Here is a 15,079-nt window from a genome sequence, read left to right on the forward strand (position 1 = left end):
GTCCTGCCGGAGTCAGTCGACGCTGGGCAGGATGTGGGGCTCGGCGAGGTCGTCCTCGTAGCCGGCCAGGCGGATCGGGGCGGAACGGGCCCACACGTCGAGGCTGCCGAGCTCTCCGGGCCGGCGGCCCGCCCGCTCCGAGCGTTCCTTGGGACGTTGATCGCGATTCGTCTTCTCCGGTGTCACCGCGCACTCCTTATGTGTCGGGTCACCCTCGGGGCGGGCCGGCCGGTCTACGGTCCGGCGCTGGACGCCCACTCGGGTTCGTTGGGAAAGCCGTTCGGACGCGGTGGCGCCGGTCTTTCGTAGGAGATCAGGCCGTTGTCGACCCGCTTGCCCCAGGGACGGACGTGGGTGTGGATGGGACCCGATGGTTCTGCCCGTCAGCACTAGATTAACCAAATGAGCAGGCGCCTGCTCGATGGGGCTGAAAACTTGACGTTACTGTCTGAATTCGTCCCCGTTCATCCAGCGTTCCATCACTCGTCGGGAGTACATCTCCGCCGCCAGGGCAGCGCCTGTCCGGTCGTCCGGCAGTTCAGGTCCCGTTGGCCGGACCGCAAGCCGGCCATGCTCTGCTGACGGGCGGCAACGGCTTGCCCGGCGGGAGGACCGACGCATGGAGCCGCGGAGTGTCGAAGAGCTGATGGATCTGCTGTACGCCTGCCGGAGCGACGTACGCCGGCACGCGCTGCGGACCGCCGCGCTGCTGCGCCGCAGCCGGCCCGCCGACAAGGAGCTCCAACTGGCCGGCCTCCTCGGCGCCGTCGCTCCGCCGCCGTGGCCCGGCGAGGCGTCGGCCCGCGCGGACCGCGCGGCCGACGCGGTGCGGTCGCTGCTCGGCGAGCGGGTGGCCCGTCTCGTGCGCGGCCGGCACGGGCCCGAGGCCGGGTGGGACGACGACCTGCCGCGCCTGCGCCAGGCGGACGAGGAGGCCCATGGCGCGGTGTTCGACGCGGGCGTCCTGGAGGACTGGCGTACGGTCCTGGAACTCGTCGCCGCACGCAACTCCCGCCTCGGCGCGTATGACTGACGGCGCGCCAGAATTGCGGGACCGTGAGTTGCGAGCGCCGCGGACGGCGGGAGACGGGGACGGACGGCGCGTTCGCGCGAGCGCGCCGTCCGTGACCGTCCGCCGGCCGGGCCACCGCCTCGCCCTCGGCGGTGGCGGCGGCCGGCTCAGGGGAACAGCGCGATCCCGACGAGGATCACGAGAACGATGAAGGCGATCAGCCCGGCCGTGGCCCACGGGCCGCGGTGCTTGATCGGGCGGGCCGGCCCGCCCCCGCGCGGCCGGTCCTCCGGCAGCACGGGGTGCTCGGGCCGGTCGCTGGCGTAGAACTCCTCGTCCGTCGGGTAGCGGTTTCGCGGGTCGTCGAACGCCCGCGGATCGATTTCACGTGGACTGGCCATGACTCACTCCTGGCGGGGAGGTTGCGCAGGCCGGGTTCCCGCCGGGCGCCGGAGCCACACGTCGGGTCGGCGGATCACCACTTCCCGGGCGCGTAGTCCTTCAGGAAGACGCCGTACAGGTCCTCGCCCTGCTCGCCGCGCACAATCGGATCGTAGACCCGGGCCGCGCCGTCCACCAGGTCGAGCGGAGCGTGGAAGCCCTCCTCGGCCAGACGGATCTTGTCCGGGTGCGGGCGCTCGTCGGTGATCCAGCCGGTGTCGACGGCGGTCATCAGGATGCCGTCCTTCTCGAACATCTCCTGGGCGCTGGTGCGGGTGAGCATGTTGAGGGCGGCCTTGGCCATGTTGGTGTGCGGGTGGCCGGCGCCCTTGTAGCCGCGGTTGAAGACGCCCTCCATCGCGGAGACGTTCACGATGTACGTCCGCCGGGCCGCGGCGGCCGCCATCGCCGGACGCAGACGGCTGATCAGGATGAACGGCGCCGTCGAGTTGCACAGCTGCACCTCCAGCAGCTCGACCGGCGTCACCTCCTCCACCGTCTGTATCCAGCTGTTGGTGTCGTGCAGGTCGGGGACGAGCCCGCCCGCGTCGATGGCCGTGCCGGCGGCGATCCGCTCCAGGGACGCGGAGCCCGAGACCAGAGCCAGGTCGGTGACGTCCTGCGCGGTCAGCGCGCCGCTGCCCGCGACCGGCAGCGCGGCCACGGCGCCGGAGCCGAAGGTGCCGATCACCTCGGCGGCGGGCAGCTCGCCGGCCGGCAGCGGGGCGGACTCTGCGGCGACCAGCTCGCGGTAGGCCTGCGGGGAACGCCGTACCGTCTGGGCCGCGTTGTTGATCAGGATGTCCAGCGGGCCCTCGGCGGCGACCGAGTCGGCCAGCGCGACCACCTGGGCCGGGTCGCGCAGGTCGATGCCGACGATCTTCAGGCGGTGGATCCACTCGTCGCTGTCGGGCTGCGCCTTGAAACGGCGGACGGCGTCGTTCGGGAAGCGCGTGGTGATGGTGGTGTGCGCGCCGTCGCGCAGCAGCCGCAGCGCGATGTACATGCCGATCTTGGCGCGGCCGCCGGTGAGCAGCGCGCGCTTGCCGGTGAGGTCGGCGTGGGCGTCGCGGCGGGCCCGGTTCTCGGCGGCGCACTTCTGGCAGAGCTGGTGGTAGAAGTAGTCGACCTCGACGTAGCGCGCCTTGCAGATGTAGCAGGAGCGGGGGCGCTGGAGCACCCCCGCGATCCTGCCCTCCTCGGTGCGCGAGGACGGCAGGATGCCCTCGGTCTCGTCGTCGATGCGCTGGGCCGAGCCGGTGGCCGTGGCCTCCGTGACCGCCTTGTCGTGGGCGGTCTTGGCGGCCCGGCGCTCCTGGCGGCGGCGCTGCTTGACCGTGCGGTAGATACCGGCGGTCGCCCGGCGCACGGCGATCGCGTCGGGGTGGTCGACGTCCAGCTTGTCGAGCTCCTCCAGCACGCCGAGGCAGACGGCCAGCCGCTCGGGGTCGATGCCGGGCCCGTACCCGGCCTCGTCCATGGTCGCCGAGCCGTCCTCTGTCACCGTCATCGCGCTGCCGTTCCCTGTTTCACCCGCGCAGCGCTCCGACCGCGCCCGCCTCCGAACGGAGGATTTTACTTCAGCGCCGGGCCATTCCCGCAAACCGGTGACGGTCAAGGGCAGCAGGCGTCGTTGAGGCTCGCCACCTCCTCGGACACGGCCGCGGCCAGGCGGTCCAGGTCCCAGACGGCCTCGGCGTCCGCGACGAGCCCGTAGTGGACGTGTCCGCGGTACGTCGAGATCGCGACCGCCAGCGACTGGCCGCGGGCGAGCGGGGCGTAGGGGTAGACCTCGGTGACCGGGTTGCCTCCGAGCTTCAGGCCGAGGCTGGGCAGCGGCACGCTGGTGACGAGGATGTCGAACCAGAGCCGGGCGGCCTGGCCCATCAGCGGTCCGCCGAGCCGGTGGCCGAGCGCGGGGACGTGGTCGGCGAGCAGCGCGACGGCGCCCGCGCCCCGGTGTGGGCCGGCGTCCTTGTTGCGGTCCATGGCCGCGCGGACCGCGCCGAGCCGGGCGAGCGGGTCGGGGTCGCCGACGGGGAGCCGTATCAGGTAACCGGAGAGCCGGTTGCCCTGTGGGTGCGCGGTGCGCGGGCGGCGCCTGGAGACGGGGATCAGGGCGCGCGGCGCGACGCCCTCGCTGCCGTCGCCGCGCTCGTCCAGCCAGCGCCGCAGGGCACCCGCGACGACGGCGATGAGGACGTCGTTGACGGTGCCGCCGACGGACTTGCGCACCTGGTGCACGTCGTCGAGGTCGATGCGCACGCCGGCGGTGCGGCGGGTGCCGGTGGGCCGTGCGGTGAACGCGGACGAGGACCGGGTGGCCAGCGTCGACAGGGCGACCGAGGCGCCGATGTCGAGGGCGCGGCCCGCGTCGGACAGGACGTCGCGCATCCGGCCGGGCAGATCGCGCACGTCGGGCAGCAGGCGGCGGCCGGGCTCCTCCGGGCGGGGCCGGGGCGCCGGGAGGTCCATCGGGTCCAGGACGGCGGCGGCGAGCGTCAGCGCCCGCAGGCCGTCGGCGAGGGCGTGGTGGAACTTGAACAGGACCGCGAAGGAGACGCCGTCCTGCCCCGGCAGCACGTGGGCCTCCCACGGCGGCCGACCCCGCACCAGCGGGCGTTCCATGAGCCGGCCCGCCACGGCCTGGAAGTCGGCGGTGGGGGCGTGCAGCCGGACGTGGTTCAGCGGGTCGAAGCCGGGGTCGGGCTCACGGGCGGCGCCGCCGAAGGAGAGCGGCTGCCAGACGTCCCGGATGCGCATGCGCAGGCCGGGCACCGCGGCGGCCCGGGCGGCGAGCAGGTCGGCCGCGTGGGCGCCGGCCGTGGGCGAGTGGGCCGAGAAGACGCCGAGCGCGCCGAGGTGCATGGGGTGCTCGGCGGACTCCATGTTCCAGAACGCAAGATCGAGAGGAGCGAGCAGGTCAGAAGTCAATGGCTTGCCTCGCATCGACGAAGGGTGGACCAGCAGTCAAGCCCCTCACCGTGATTACGGTCAAGTACGATCACGCTACGCTCAGTTAACACCAGATTAAGTCCGGCCCCTCCGAAAGGGGCGGGACTCATGAGGTACCTGTGGTGACTTCGGCGGCGGAGGGGCGTGCCCGGGGTGACGAAACCCACTCCGACGGGTGCGGGCCGACCGTGGAACCGGGCGGCCGCGCGGAGCGGGGTTCCACCGGGCCTACGGCACCCGCTGTCCCTTGCCCAGCGCGATCACGCCGCCCTTGGAGACGGTGTACAGCTCGGCGTCCCGCTCCGGGTTGACGCCGATCGTCGCGCCGGGCGGGACCTCGACGTTCTTGTCGAGGACGGCCCCGCGCACGATCGCGCCCCGCCCGATGTGCACGTTGTCGTGCAGGATCGAGCCCTGCACCACCGCGCCCGGGTCGACCACGACGCCCGGCGACAGGACCGACCGGGTGACCTGCCCGCGGATCAGGCAGCCCGCGCTGATGATCGACTCGCTGGCGATGCCGCCGGCGTTGAAGCGGGCCGGGGAGAGCTGGTTGGAGTGGGTGTAGATGGGCCACTGCCGGTTGTACAGGTTGAAGGCGGGACGCTCGGCGATGAGGTCCATGTGGGCGTCGTAGTAGGCGTCGAGGGTGCCCACGTCCCGCCAGTAGCCCTGGTCCCGGGTGGTCTCGCCGGGGACGTGGTTGGCGCTGAAGTCGTACAGGTGCGCCTCGCCGCGGTCGGTGAGCTGGGGCAGGATGGAGCCGCCCATGTCGTGGACGGAGTTCTCGTCCTCGGCGTCCCGGTGCAGGGCCTCGATGAGGGCCTTGGTGGTGAAGATGTAGTTGCCCATCGACGCGAACACGCACTCCGGGTCGTCCGGGAGGCCCGGCGGGTCGGCGGGCTTCTCCAGGAACCGCTCCACCGTCTGCCCGTCCGAACCCGGGCTGATCACGCCGAACGAGGACGACTCGGTGCGCGGCACGCGGATCCCCGCGACCGTCACGCCCGCTCCGCTGTCGATGTGCTGGGCGAGCATCTGCCGCGGGTCCATGCGGTAGACGTGGTCGGCGCCGAAGACCACCACGTAGTCGGGCTGCTCGTCGTGGACCAGGTTCAGGGACTGCAGGATCGCGTCGGCGCTGCCCAGGTACCAGCGCGGGCCGAGGCGCTGCTGGGCCGGGACCGGCGTGACGTAGTTGCCGAGCAGGCTGGACATCCGCCAGGTCGTGGTGATGTGGCGGTCCAGCGAGTGCGACTTGTACTGCGTGAGCACGCAGATGCGCAGGATGTCGCCGTTGACGAGGTTGGAGAGGACGAAGTCGACGAGACGATACGTGCCGCCGAAGGTGACCGCGGGTTTGGCGCGGTCGGCGGTCAGCGGCATCAGACGCTTGCCTTCTCCGCCCGCCAGGACGATTCCGAGCACCGAAGGACCACCACGACGCATGGCCGCTCCCCTCACACCGGTTGACCCATGCCTGCCCCTGAGCAGGGCACAGTAAGCCTGTTCGAGGATCTTCCCGCCGTTGTGTTCCGGCTTCGGGTCCTGCCTATTCCGGCTTCGGGTCCCGCTTCAGGATCTTCTCGTACAGCCCGACCGTGCGCCGGGCGACGGCGTCCCAGCCGAACTCGTGCACCGCGCGCTCCCGCCCGGCCTCGCCCATCCGCCGCGCGGCCTCCGGGTCGCCCAGCACCGAGTCCAGCGCCCGCGCGAGGTCCGCCTCGAAGTCGTCGCCCGGGGAGACGAGTACCCCGGTCCTGCCGTCCTCCACGACCTCGGGGATGCCGCCGACCCGGGAGGCGACGACGGGCGTGCCGCAGGCCATCGCCTCCAGGTTGACGATGCCGAGCGGCTCGTAGACCGAGGGGCAGACGAACGCGGCGGCGTGCGTGAGCAGCTGGATCACCTCGGGGCGCGGCAGCATCTGCGGGATCCAGTGCACGTGTTCGCGCACCCGGCTCAGCTCCGCGAACAGGTCGCGGAACTCCCGGTCGATCTCGGGCGTGTCCGGGGCGCCCGCGCACAGCACCACCTGCGCGGCCGGGTCGATGTCGCGTACCGCCCGCAGCAGGTGCGGCACGCCCTTCTGCCGGGTGATGCGGCCCACGAAGAGGAGGTAGGGGCGGCCGCGGTCGAGGCCGATCCGGTCCAGGACGTCGGTGCCGTGGTCGGGCCGGTAGAGCGTGGTGTCGATGCCGTTGTGCACGACGTGGACCCGGGCCGGATCGAGGGCCGGGTAGCAGGCGAGGATGTCGTCGCGCATCGCGCCGGAGACCGCGATCACCGCGTCGGCCGCCTCGATCGCGGTGCGCTCGGCCCAGCCGGACAGCGCGTATCCGCCGCCGAGCTGCTCGGCCTTCCAGGGGCGCAGGGGCTCCAGGGAATGGGCGGTCATCACGTGCGGGATGCCGTGGAGCATCTTGCCGAGGTGGCCGGCCAGGTTGGCGTACCAGGTGTGGGAGTGCACCAGTTCGCGGCCCTCGACGGCGGCGGCCATCGCCAGGTCCACGGAGAAGGTGCGCAGCGCGTCGTTGGCGGTGTCGAGGGCGCCCCAGGAGCGGTGGCGTACGACGCCCACGCCGCGGCCCTCGCCCCAGCAGTGCACCTCGAGGTCCACCAGGGAGGCCAGCTCCCGGGCGAGGAACTCGACGTGGACACCCGCGCCGCCGTACACGTCCGGGGGGTACTCCCGGGTCAGCAGTCCCACTCGCACCCGCAACCCCCTGGTCTCAGCGGCCGGTCCCGTTCATGGTCACTCATGAGGTGCCGCGTGCGGAAGAGCGCGGGGCTCGTGGGAAGCAACAGTCACCGCACACGCCCGCTCCGGGTACCCGGTAGTACAGGCAGCAGCTCCGCCGCCGGAACGCGGTCCCGGTCAGGGTGCCGGTGCCGGCCAGCAGGGGGTGGGCGAGCAGGCCGGCGGTGAGGGAGCGGGCGCGGGCCGCCGCGTCGGGGCGGCCGTGGGCACGGGCCCACCGGTCCAGTTGGCGGGCGGCTCCCGCCAGGGCGGAGGCGGCGTTGCCGCGCAGCAGGCCGGACGCGATCCGGTGGCGGGCGCGCAGCGCCGCGGCCAGCGGTTCGAGGTGGGCGCGCAGCACGGCGTCGGCGACGGTCGCCGGGTCCGCGGGCAGCGGGCGCGCCTCCCGCAGCCACAGGTCGTCGGGGACGCCCGCGGCGGGGTCCCAGTGCAGCAGCCGCGGGTCGGGGTCGGGTATACGCCCGTACAGGGCGGCGCAGCCCAGTGTCACCGACCACAGCCGGGCGGCGAGCCCCTGCTGGGCCACCGAGGCGGCGACCCGTGGCTCGGGGGCACGCAGCGCGTTCCTGACCTTCTCGACACGGAAGTCCAGGGGGTCGCCCGACCGCACAGGCCGGTTCGCGTAGACGTCCGCGAGCGGCGCCGGCGTCCCGGGCGGTGTGCCGCCCGCGCGCAGGACGAAGTAGCCGCCGAGCGGCCGGAGCGCGGTGAGTCCGGGGTCGAGGTCCACGACACGCAGTAGTACCAAGGCCCTTAGGGGACGCCACCAGGGGGGCCGCACCTGGTGTCACCCACCTGAGGGAGGACAGGGTCCGATTCGTACTCCATCGGCAGTAGGACCCAATGCGTGCTCAGGGACGACGACGGGAAGAGCCGGAGACGGCATCGTGTTGGTCATGATGGCCGACCGTTCGTCGCGCAGGGGTCACCGCCCCCGCCTCACGCAGAGGAGCAGCTGATGAGCGCCCTCGCGTTGTCCGTGCTCCTGTCCTTCGTCTCCGCCGTCGCGTACGCGGGCGGGGCGATCGTGCAGGAGCACGTCGCGGTGTCCTCTCCCGAACGGCAGTACGCGCCGCTGCGCCGGCCGGGCTGGTGGGCGGCGGTCGCGCTGAACGGCCTCGGCGGACTGCTGCACGTGGTGGCCCTCGCCTACGGGCCGCTGAGCCTGGTGCAGCCGCTGGGCGCGCTGACCATCGTGTTCGCGCTGCCCATGGCCGCGCTGTTCGTCGGCCGCAGGGCCGGCTCGGCCGCCTGGCGGGGCGCGATCATGGCGACCGTGGGCCTGGCCGGGCTGCTGTCGCTGGTCGGCGCCTCGGAGGCGCAGTCGCTGAGCACCGCGCAGCGGGTGACCGTGGCGGTGGTGTCCGGCGGCGCGGTCGTGACGCTGATGATCGCGGGCCGGGCCGCCCACCGGCACCCCGCGGTGCGCAGCATGCTGCTCGCCACCGCGTCCGGCGTCGCCTTCGGCATGTCGTCGGTGTTCACCAAGACCGTGGCGGTCGACTGGGCCGGCGGGAGGTCCCTGGCGGAGCTGCCGACCCTCGTCCTGATCGGCGTCCTCGCCACCGCGGGCGTGCTGCTCTCGCAGGCCTCCTACCGGGGCGCGGGTCTGGCGGCCCCGCTGGCCACGCTGACGGTGGTGAACCCGGTGGTGGCCGCGGCGGTCGGCATCACGATGTTCGGCGAGACGTTCCGGTACGGCACCACGGGCACCGCGCTCGCCCTGAGCTGCGGCGTGGTGGCGGCCGGCGGCCTGATCCTGCTGACGACGGAGCGCCTGACGCGCACCGCCGCCGAGACCGAGGCGCCGCTGCCCGAACCGCCGCTGGCCGAGACGCGGCTGCCCGAGACGCGGCTGGCCGAACCTGTCGGGCCGGTGTCGGCGCAACCGGCTCCCGTCCGGCCGGTCCTCGCGGAGCCGGTGCCCGTCGAGCCGGTGTCGGCGGAACCGCTCGTGGCAGGACCGGTCATGGCCGAACCACTCGTGGCGGAGCCGGTCGTGGCGGAACCGGTCGTGGCGGAGCCGGTGCTCGTCCGGCCGCTGCCCACGGAGGAACTGCTCGCCGTGCTTCCCGAACAATCGGCGCCGGCGCTGCGCGAGGACGTCGCGCTTGCGGCGGAGCCGGCCGCGTCCTCCTCCGCCGCCACCGCGGACGACGCCGTCGTGGCCGTGGCGGCCGAGGGTGCCGACGACACCGCTGCGGGCTCCCGCTACCACGGCCCCTTCTACGGAGGCGCCTACATCCCGATGCTGCCGGTCCTGCCGGTCCGGGAGCGGCGCCGGGAGCGCGTCAGATCCTGACGCCGCCGGCCCTGAGATAGGCGAGCGGGTCGACGTCCGAACCGAAGCCGGGCCCCGTCCGCACCTCGAAGTGCAGATGCGGGCCCGTGACGTTGCCGGTGGACCCGGAGCGTCCGATGCGCTGGCCGCCGCTCACGCTCTGCCCGGCCTTCACGGAGATCGCCGACAGGTGCGCGTACTGGGTGTAGCGGCCGTCGGCGTGCCGGATGACGACCTGGTAGCCGTACGCGCCTCCCCACCCGGCCGTGACCACGTGGCCGGCCGCGACCGCCTTCACCGACGTGCCGGTGACCACGGGGAAGTCGATGCCGGTGTGGTAGCCCTTCGACCAGGAGGAACCGGCCACGCGGTACCCGGTGCCGATGTGGCCGCTGACCGGGGCGACCAGGGAGTGGCCGGCGGTGGTCTTCTCCTCGGTGGCCGGTGACGCCTTCTTCGCCTTCTTCGCCGGGGACTTGGTGCCGTCGTGGCTGGTGTGCGTGGCCGGCGCGGCCTTGGCGTGCAGGTTCAGCCGCTGGCCGGGCAGGATCAGGTCGGGGTCCGCGCCGATGGTCCGGCGGTTGCCGGCGTACAGCCGCTGCCAGCCGCCCTCGACGTGCTCGGTCTCGGCGATCGTGGAGAGGGTGTCGCCGCGGACCACGGTGTACATCTCCGCCGTGCCCGCCCGGGACTGGGGCGTGGTCTGCGGCCGCACGTCGGAGGTCTTGCTCGTGGACGGATGCGCCTGCTTCGCCTCGGTGGAGCCGCCGAGGACGTGGACGTCGGGGGTGTCTCCGCCCCTGGCCAGTCCGGCCCGCACCGAGCACGCCGGCCAGGCGCCGGGGCCCTGTCCGTCCAGCACCTTCTCCGCGACGGCGATCTGCTGGTCCTTGGTGGCCAGGTCGGCGCGCGGGGCGTACTTCGCGCCGCCGTACGCCTCCCACGTGGACTGGGTGAACTGCAGTCCGCCGTAGAACCCGTTGCCGGTGTTGACGTGCCAGTTGTTCGTGGACTCGCACGCGGCGACCTTGTCCCAGGTGGCCACGTCGGCGGCGTGCGCGGTGCCGGTGCCGATCAGCGGGAGCGCCATCCCGGCGCCGCCCGCGGTGACGGTGAGTGAGGCGCGGTTGATCCTGTTCGGCTGGTACCGGCGGTGCCGGCCGCGTACGGCCATCAAAAGCCCCCTACGACTGCGTCAGGAGGGCCAAAAGTAAGCGCCGCGAACTGGCCATGACAAGACGGCAAATCGGCCGCTCTGCCGCCCGAGCGCCCGGAAATCGACCCCGGTCGGGAAACGGCTGAGGCGAGTGGGGCCCGCGTTGCGTATCTGGGGGAAGCCACGAACGGCCGGTACGTGCGGTCGGCCTCGCCGCAAGCCAGGATGTCCGTGCGGCGATACTTGGCGGGCAAGGCCGGCAACACCGGATACGAATGCCGAATACAGGATCCTCGAGGAGCCAACCGAATGAGCAGTTCAGCGCAGATCGGCGTCACGGGTCTCGCGGTCATGGGCCGCAACCTCGCCCGCAACTTCGCCCGCAACGGATACACCGTCGCGGTGCACAACCGGACGGCGGCGCGCATGCACGCCCTGGTGGAGGAGTTCGGGAGCGAGGGGGACTTCGTCGCCGCCGAGACCGCGAAGGAGTTCGTGGCGGCGCTGGAGCGGCCGCGGCGCCTGGTCGTCATGGTGAAGGCCGGCGAGCCGACCGATGCGGTGATCCGGGAGTTCGCGCCGCTGCTGGAGCCCGGCGACATGATCATCGACGGCGGCAACGCGCACTTCGCCGACACCCGGCGCCGGGAGCGCGACCTGCGCGAGCAGGGCATCCACTTCGTGGGCATGGGCGTCTCCGGCGGTGAGGAGGGCGCGCTGAACGGGCCGAGCATCATGCCGGGCGGGCCGAAGGAGTCGTACGACTCGCTGGGCCCGATGCTGGAGAAGATCTCCGCGAAGGCGGCCGACGGGGCGCCCTGCGTCACGCACGTCGGCCCCGACGGCGCCGGCCACTTCGTGAAGATGGTGCACAACGGCATCGAGTACGCCGACATGCAGCTGATCGGCGAGGCGTACCAGCTGCTGCGGGACGTCGCCGGGTACTCCCCCGCCCAGATCGCGGAGATCTTCCGCACCTGGAACCGCGGCCGCCTGGACTCCTACCTGATCGAGATCACGGCCGAGGTGCTGTCCCACGTGGACGCGGCGACCGGCAAGCCGTTCGTGGACGTGGTGGTCGACCAGGCCGAGCAGAAGGGCACCGGACGCTGGACCGTCCAGATCGCCCTCGACCTCGGTGTGCCGGTGTCCGGGATCGCCGAGGCGGTCTTCGCCCGCTCCCTGTCCGGCCACGCGAAGCTGCGCGAGGCCTCGCGGGGGCTGGCCGGCCCGAAGGCGTCGCCGATGGGCGAGTCGGAGGCGGCCGCCTTCGCCGACCGGGTGGAGCAGGCGCTGTACGCGTCGAAGATCGTGTCGTACACGCAGGGCTTCCACGAGATCGCGGCGGGCAGCGAGGAGTACGGCTGGGACATCGACCTGGGCGCGGTCTCCGCGATCTGGCGCGGCGGCTGCATCATCCGCGCGGCCTTCCTGGACCGGATCCGCGCCGCGTACGACGCCCGCGCCGACCTGCCGAGCCTGCTGTCCGACGAGACGTTCGCGCGGGAGATCGCCGAGGCGCAGGACGACTGGCGCGAGGTCCTGATCGCCGCGACCCGCCAGGGCGTGCCAACCCCCGGTTTCGCCGCGGCCCTCGCCTACTACGACGCCCTGCGCGCCGACCGCCTGCCCGCCGCGCTCACCCAGGGCCAGCGGGACTTCTTCGGCGCGCACACCTACCGGCGCACGGACCGGGAGGGCTCGTTCCACACGCTGTGGGGCGGGGACCGGTCGGAGGTCGAGGCGTAGCCGAGGCGTAGCCGAGGCGTGACGGCCGACGGGCCGGGCGCGGCGGGCGGCGTGGCGCCGTCCGCCGCGCCCGGCCCGGTCTGCCTCGGCTCGGCTCGACCCAGCTCAGCTCAACGGGGGTCCGGGCTCCGGGTTCGGAACCGGCTCGGGGCCGGGCGGGATCGGGGACGGCGACGGCTCCGGGACCGGGCGGGGGCCAGGCGGCGGAGCCGGCGGTTCCGGGGGCGTGGGCATCGGCCCGGGCGGCGGCTCCGGTGCCGGGACCGGCGACGGGTACGGGTCCGGGGTCGTGGGCTCCGGGTCCGGCGCGGGTTCCGGCGGAACGGGATCGGGGTACGGCTCGGTCATCGTGTCCTCCGGCCAGTCGGTCGACATCGGCTCTGGACTACTCCCCCGCCTACCCGACGGCCGCGCCGCCACTCACCCGCGCGCGGGACGTAAAGAGCCCGGGTGGGCCCGGGTGGGCCGACCCGGGGTCAGAAGCGTCCCGGATGCGCCGCCAGCCACTCCTTGGCCGCCCGCCGCAGCTCCGGGGCGGCGGGCGGGGCCTGGTCCGGGTGGCGTTCGGCCCACTTGGTGACGTACGGGCACAGCGGCGCCACGACGACGCCCTCGCGCGCGGCGATGGCGTACAGCTCGTGCGCCAGCGCGCCCGCGATGCCCTTCCCCTCGTGGGCCGGCTCCACGATGGTGTGCACGGGGACCAGGGCGTGCCCCGGCGATTCGAGGACGAAGTACTCGATGCGGCCGGCGACTTCGCCGTCCGCGCCGCCGACGACGGCTTCCAGGCGGTCGGCCGCCCGGTCGTCGCGGATCTCGATGTCGCTCATGGGCACGCTCCGGGTGACTCGGCGGATCAGGCCGGTACGGCCTGCGGGCTGCGCTCCTGGTCCGAGCCAGGCACCGGTTCCGACGGGTCGGCGCCCAGGGCCACGATCCGGTTGTCGCGGTCCACGTGCACGACCCGCGGCTCAAGCGCCCGCGCCTCGGCGTCGGTCACCTGAGCGTAGCTGATGATGATCACCAGGTCCCCGGGGTGCACGAGATGGGCCGCGGCCCCGTTGATCCCGACGACCCCGGAACCGCGCTCCCCCTCGATGACGTACGTCTCGAGCCGGGCGCCGTTGGTGATGTCGACGATGTGCACCAGCTCACCGGGCAGCAGGTCGGCGGCGTCGAGCAGCTCGGCGTCGATCGTCACGGATCCCACGTAGTGCAGGTCGGCCTGGGTGACGGTGGCGCGGTGGATCTTGGACTTGAACAGGGTACGCAGCATTCGGGACTCCTGGAAGACGGCTCCCTGCCTGCTTGCTGCAGGTCAAGGGCGGTCTTCACTGTACATCGGCATGCCTGCGCCCGAGGGCTTTCAGAACATCGTGCGCCGGGGCGAGCAGGTTTCACACCTGCGCAGTCCGCGCTTGGGCGTTCGCCGTGTTCCGGGGCTCCTCCACGTTCAGCCCTTCTTCGATCTCCCGCCGGAGGGTCGGGGAGGCAGCGGGCCACGCACAAGGTGCGCCGGCAGCGCCACCCCCGGGCCAGGGCCGGGGGTGGGAGGCTCTGTTCGGATACACCCGCCGCCCGTGCCGGGACTCCGGCTCAGCCGCGGGGCGCGGATGCAGGCGCCAGGTGGGAGTGGAGCGCCCTGCGCGCCGCCGTCTTCGCAGTGTCCACCACACCGCGGTCCTGGAGGAGCCGACCGGATGCCAGTGCGCCGTCGATCAGCAGACCCAGGTGACAGGCGAGCGCTGCCGGGTCCTCGACGCCGGCCTGGTGGCTCAGCTCGGTCAGCCACTCCTGCCGTCGGCGGGTGTGTGCGCTGGTGGCCGCGTGCGCCTGGCTGCCGGGTTCGGCCTCGACCGCGGCGCTGACGAAAGGGCAGCCGAAGAAGCCGTGCCGGTCGAAGGATGAGAGGAGCGCGTCGAACACCCCGGCGATCCGTTCGGCGGGAGAGGGTCCGGCGGCATCGGCCGCGGTCTGGAGCCGGTGCATCCAGGAGTCGTCCGTACGGCGCAGGTAGGCAGCGATCAGCTCGTCCTTGGTACGGAAGTGGGCGTAAAGCGTGGACTTGGCCACGCCCGACTCCGCGATGATCTGGTCCACCCCGACGCCGCGAAGCCCGTGCCGGTGGAAGAGCTCGCCCGCGGTGTCGAGGATCTTCCGCTCCGTGTCGGTCTTCCGTACCCGGGTCGCCATGGAAGACAGACTAGTACGTTTTTGGCTTGCCCCGGTGGGGGTCGGACGGCCGCGGCGTGCGGTCCAGCGAGGTGGGTTCCATGACGGCTGCAGGAACTGGCGCGCACCGCGGCCGATGAAGGCCATGACGTCCGGACGCGATGACCGTCGCGGCCGGGCGAGAGCCAGTGTGATGCCGGGCACGTCCGTCACCGGCACTGCGGCCACCTCGCGCGGCAAGCGGTCGGACACAGCCGGCCCCACGACCGTGACGAGACGGCCGAGCGCCACGCGGTCGAGAATCTCGTCCAGGGCCACCGGCGGACAGCTGTCTCCGGGCAGGGTGCCCGCGCCCCGGGGGGTGAAAGCGGCTGAGCGTCCGGTCGATCCGGGCCAGGGTCCGGGATGCGGCTGTACCCGTGCGCGGGCCGGATCTTCCTGGGGCCGCCCCACACCGACCCGCCGGAGGCCGTACGGCCTGTTCCGGGCCCGCTCGCGCTGCGGACCTCCACGCACGAACGTTCCGGAAGGAGACGGGTCGCTGTCCGCCGT

14 protein-coding genes are annotated in these 15,079 nt (G+C 73.0%); 3 read left to right on the top strand and 11 right to left on the bottom strand.

The annotated features are described in order from the left end of the window. Positions 1–12: 12 nt before the first annotated feature. Complete coding sequence (locus tag ACH4ZX_RS15335) at positions 13–186, bottom strand: hypothetical protein (protein ID WP_249834998.1); 174 nt, start codon at positions 184–186, stop codon at positions 13–15. Between the two features lie 433 nt (positions 187–619). On the opposite strand from ACH4ZX_RS15335, the gene ACH4ZX_RS15340 reads away from it, so the two are divergent. Further along, complete coding sequence (locus ACH4ZX_RS15340; RefSeq protein ID WP_398272328.1) at positions 620–1,033, top strand: hypothetical protein; 414 nt, start codon at positions 620–622, stop codon at positions 1,031–1,033. Between the two features lie 146 nt (positions 1,034–1,179). Here the strand turns inward: ACH4ZX_RS15340 and ACH4ZX_RS15345 are convergent, their stop codons facing one another. The 6 genes from ACH4ZX_RS15345 to ACH4ZX_RS15370 all read right to left on the bottom strand — a co-directional run bounded on the left by ACH4ZX_RS15345 (position 1,180) and on the right by ACH4ZX_RS15370 (position 7,899). Beyond that, the gene (locus ACH4ZX_RS15345; RefSeq protein ID WP_398272330.1) at positions 1,180–1,413 is read right to left on the bottom strand and encodes a hypothetical protein; all 234 of its coding nucleotides are present in this window, start codon (positions 1,411–1,413) and stop codon (positions 1,180–1,182) included. Positions 1,414–1,487: 74 nt separating this feature from the next. Next, entirely contained in the window at positions 1,488–2,963 is a 1,476-nt protein-coding gene (locus ACH4ZX_RS15350; RefSeq protein ID WP_398272332.1) for an SDR family NAD(P)-dependent oxidoreductase, read from the bottom strand. A gap of 104 nt (positions 2,964–3,067) precedes the next feature. Further along, complete coding sequence (locus tag ACH4ZX_RS15355) at positions 3,068–4,387, bottom strand: wax ester/triacylglycerol synthase family O-acyltransferase (RefSeq protein ID WP_398272465.1); 1,320 nt, start codon at positions 4,385–4,387, stop codon at positions 3,068–3,070. Positions 4,388–4,636: 249 nt separating this feature from the next. Further along, positions 4,637–5,857 (bottom strand): glucose-1-phosphate adenylyltransferase, encoded by a 1,221-nt coding sequence (gene glgC, locus ACH4ZX_RS15360; RefSeq protein WP_398272333.1) that lies wholly within the window; start codon positions 5,855–5,857, stop codon positions 4,637–4,639. 103 nt (positions 5,858–5,960) lie between these two features. Next, positions 5,961–7,124: a glycogen synthase gene (glgA, locus tag ACH4ZX_RS15365; protein WP_398272335.1), complete on the bottom strand. Its 1,164-nt coding sequence runs from the start codon at positions 7,122–7,124 to the stop codon at positions 5,961–5,963. A 43-nt stretch (positions 7,125–7,167) separates the two neighbouring features. Beyond that, positions 7,168–7,899 carry a (2Fe-2S)-binding protein gene (locus tag ACH4ZX_RS15370; protein WP_398272467.1) on the bottom strand — a complete coding sequence of 244 codons (732 nt, stop codon included), beginning with the start codon at positions 7,897–7,899 and terminating at the stop codon, positions 7,168–7,170. Positions 7,900–8,127: 228 nt separating this feature from the next. Between ACH4ZX_RS15370 and ACH4ZX_RS15375 the strand changes: the two genes are divergently transcribed. Next, positions 8,128–9,471, top strand: a complete 1,344-nt coding sequence (locus ACH4ZX_RS15375) for a DMT family transporter (RefSeq protein ID WP_398272337.1) — start codon at positions 8,128–8,130, stop codon at positions 9,469–9,471. Here ACH4ZX_RS15375 and ACH4ZX_RS15380 read toward each other — a convergent pair. Beyond that, entirely contained in the window at positions 9,461–10,624 is a 1,164-nt protein-coding gene (locus tag ACH4ZX_RS15380) for a transglycosylase family protein (RefSeq protein WP_398272339.1), read from the bottom strand. The genes ACH4ZX_RS15375 and ACH4ZX_RS15380 overlap by 11 nt on opposite strands. A gap of 291 nt (positions 10,625–10,915) precedes the next feature. Between ACH4ZX_RS15380 and gndA the strand changes: the two genes are divergently transcribed. Next, positions 10,916–12,355: an NADP-dependent phosphogluconate dehydrogenase gene (gndA, locus tag ACH4ZX_RS15385; protein ID WP_398272340.1), complete on the top strand. Its 1,440-nt coding sequence runs from the start codon at positions 10,916–10,918 to the stop codon at positions 12,353–12,355. A gap of 476 nt (positions 12,356–12,831) precedes the next feature. Here gndA and ACH4ZX_RS15390 read toward each other — a convergent pair whose 3' ends face one another. The 3 genes from ACH4ZX_RS15390 to ACH4ZX_RS15400 all read right to left on the bottom strand — a co-directional run bounded on the left by ACH4ZX_RS15390 (position 12,832) and on the right by ACH4ZX_RS15400 (position 14,845). Next, positions 12,832–13,185, bottom strand: a complete 354-nt coding sequence (locus tag ACH4ZX_RS15390; protein WP_398272342.1) for a GNAT family N-acetyltransferase — start codon at positions 13,183–13,185, stop codon at positions 12,832–12,834. A 26-nt stretch (positions 13,186–13,211) separates the two neighbouring features. Further along, on the bottom strand, positions 13,212–13,631 hold the full coding sequence (panD, locus tag ACH4ZX_RS15395) for an aspartate 1-decarboxylase (RefSeq protein WP_398272344.1): 420 nt from the start codon (positions 13,629–13,631) through the stop codon (positions 13,212–13,214). Between the two features lie 320 nt (positions 13,632–13,951). Then, positions 13,952–14,845 carry a TetR/AcrR family transcriptional regulator gene (locus ACH4ZX_RS15400; RefSeq protein ID WP_398272346.1) on the bottom strand — a complete coding sequence of 298 codons (894 nt, stop codon included), beginning with the start codon at positions 14,843–14,845 and terminating at the stop codon, positions 13,952–13,954. Positions 14,846–15,079 lie beyond the last annotated feature (234 nt).

The organism is Streptomyces sp. NPDC020490, assembly GCF_044335305.1.
In the GTDB taxonomy this organism is placed as follows: Bacteria; Actinomycetota; Actinomycetes; order Streptomycetales; family Streptomycetaceae; genus Streptomyces.

Coding starts and splice junctions, on each gene's coding strand:
- ACH4ZX_RS15340 (WP_398272328.1), top strand. CDS start 620: ATGGAGCCGCGGAGTGTCGAAGAGCTGATGGATCTGCTGTACGCCTGC.
- ACH4ZX_RS15345 (WP_398272330.1), bottom strand. CDS start 1,413: ATGGCCAGTCCACGTGAAATCGATCCGCGGGCGTTCGACGACCCGCGA.
- ACH4ZX_RS15350 (WP_398272332.1), bottom strand. CDS start 2,963: ATGACGGTGACAGAGGACGGCTCGGCGACCATGGACGAGGCCGGGTAC.
- glgC (WP_398272333.1), bottom strand. CDS start 5,857: ATGCGTCGTGGTGGTCCTTCGGTGCTCGGAATCGTCCTGGCGGGCGGA.
- ACH4ZX_RS15375 (WP_398272337.1), top strand. CDS start 8,128: ATGAGCGCCCTCGCGTTGTCCGTGCTCCTGTCCTTCGTCTCCGCCGTC.
- ACH4ZX_RS15380 (WP_398272339.1), bottom strand. CDS start 10,624: ATGGCCGTACGCGGCCGGCACCGCCGGTACCAGCCGAACAGGATCAAC.
- gndA (WP_398272340.1), top strand. CDS start 10,916: ATGAGCAGTTCAGCGCAGATCGGCGTCACGGGTCTCGCGGTCATGGGC.
- ACH4ZX_RS15390 (WP_398272342.1), bottom strand. CDS start 13,185: ATGAGCGACATCGAGATCCGCGACGACCGGGCGGCCGACCGCCTGGAA.
- panD (WP_398272344.1), bottom strand. CDS start 13,631: ATGCTGCGTACCCTGTTCAAGTCCAAGATCCACCGCGCCACCGTCACC.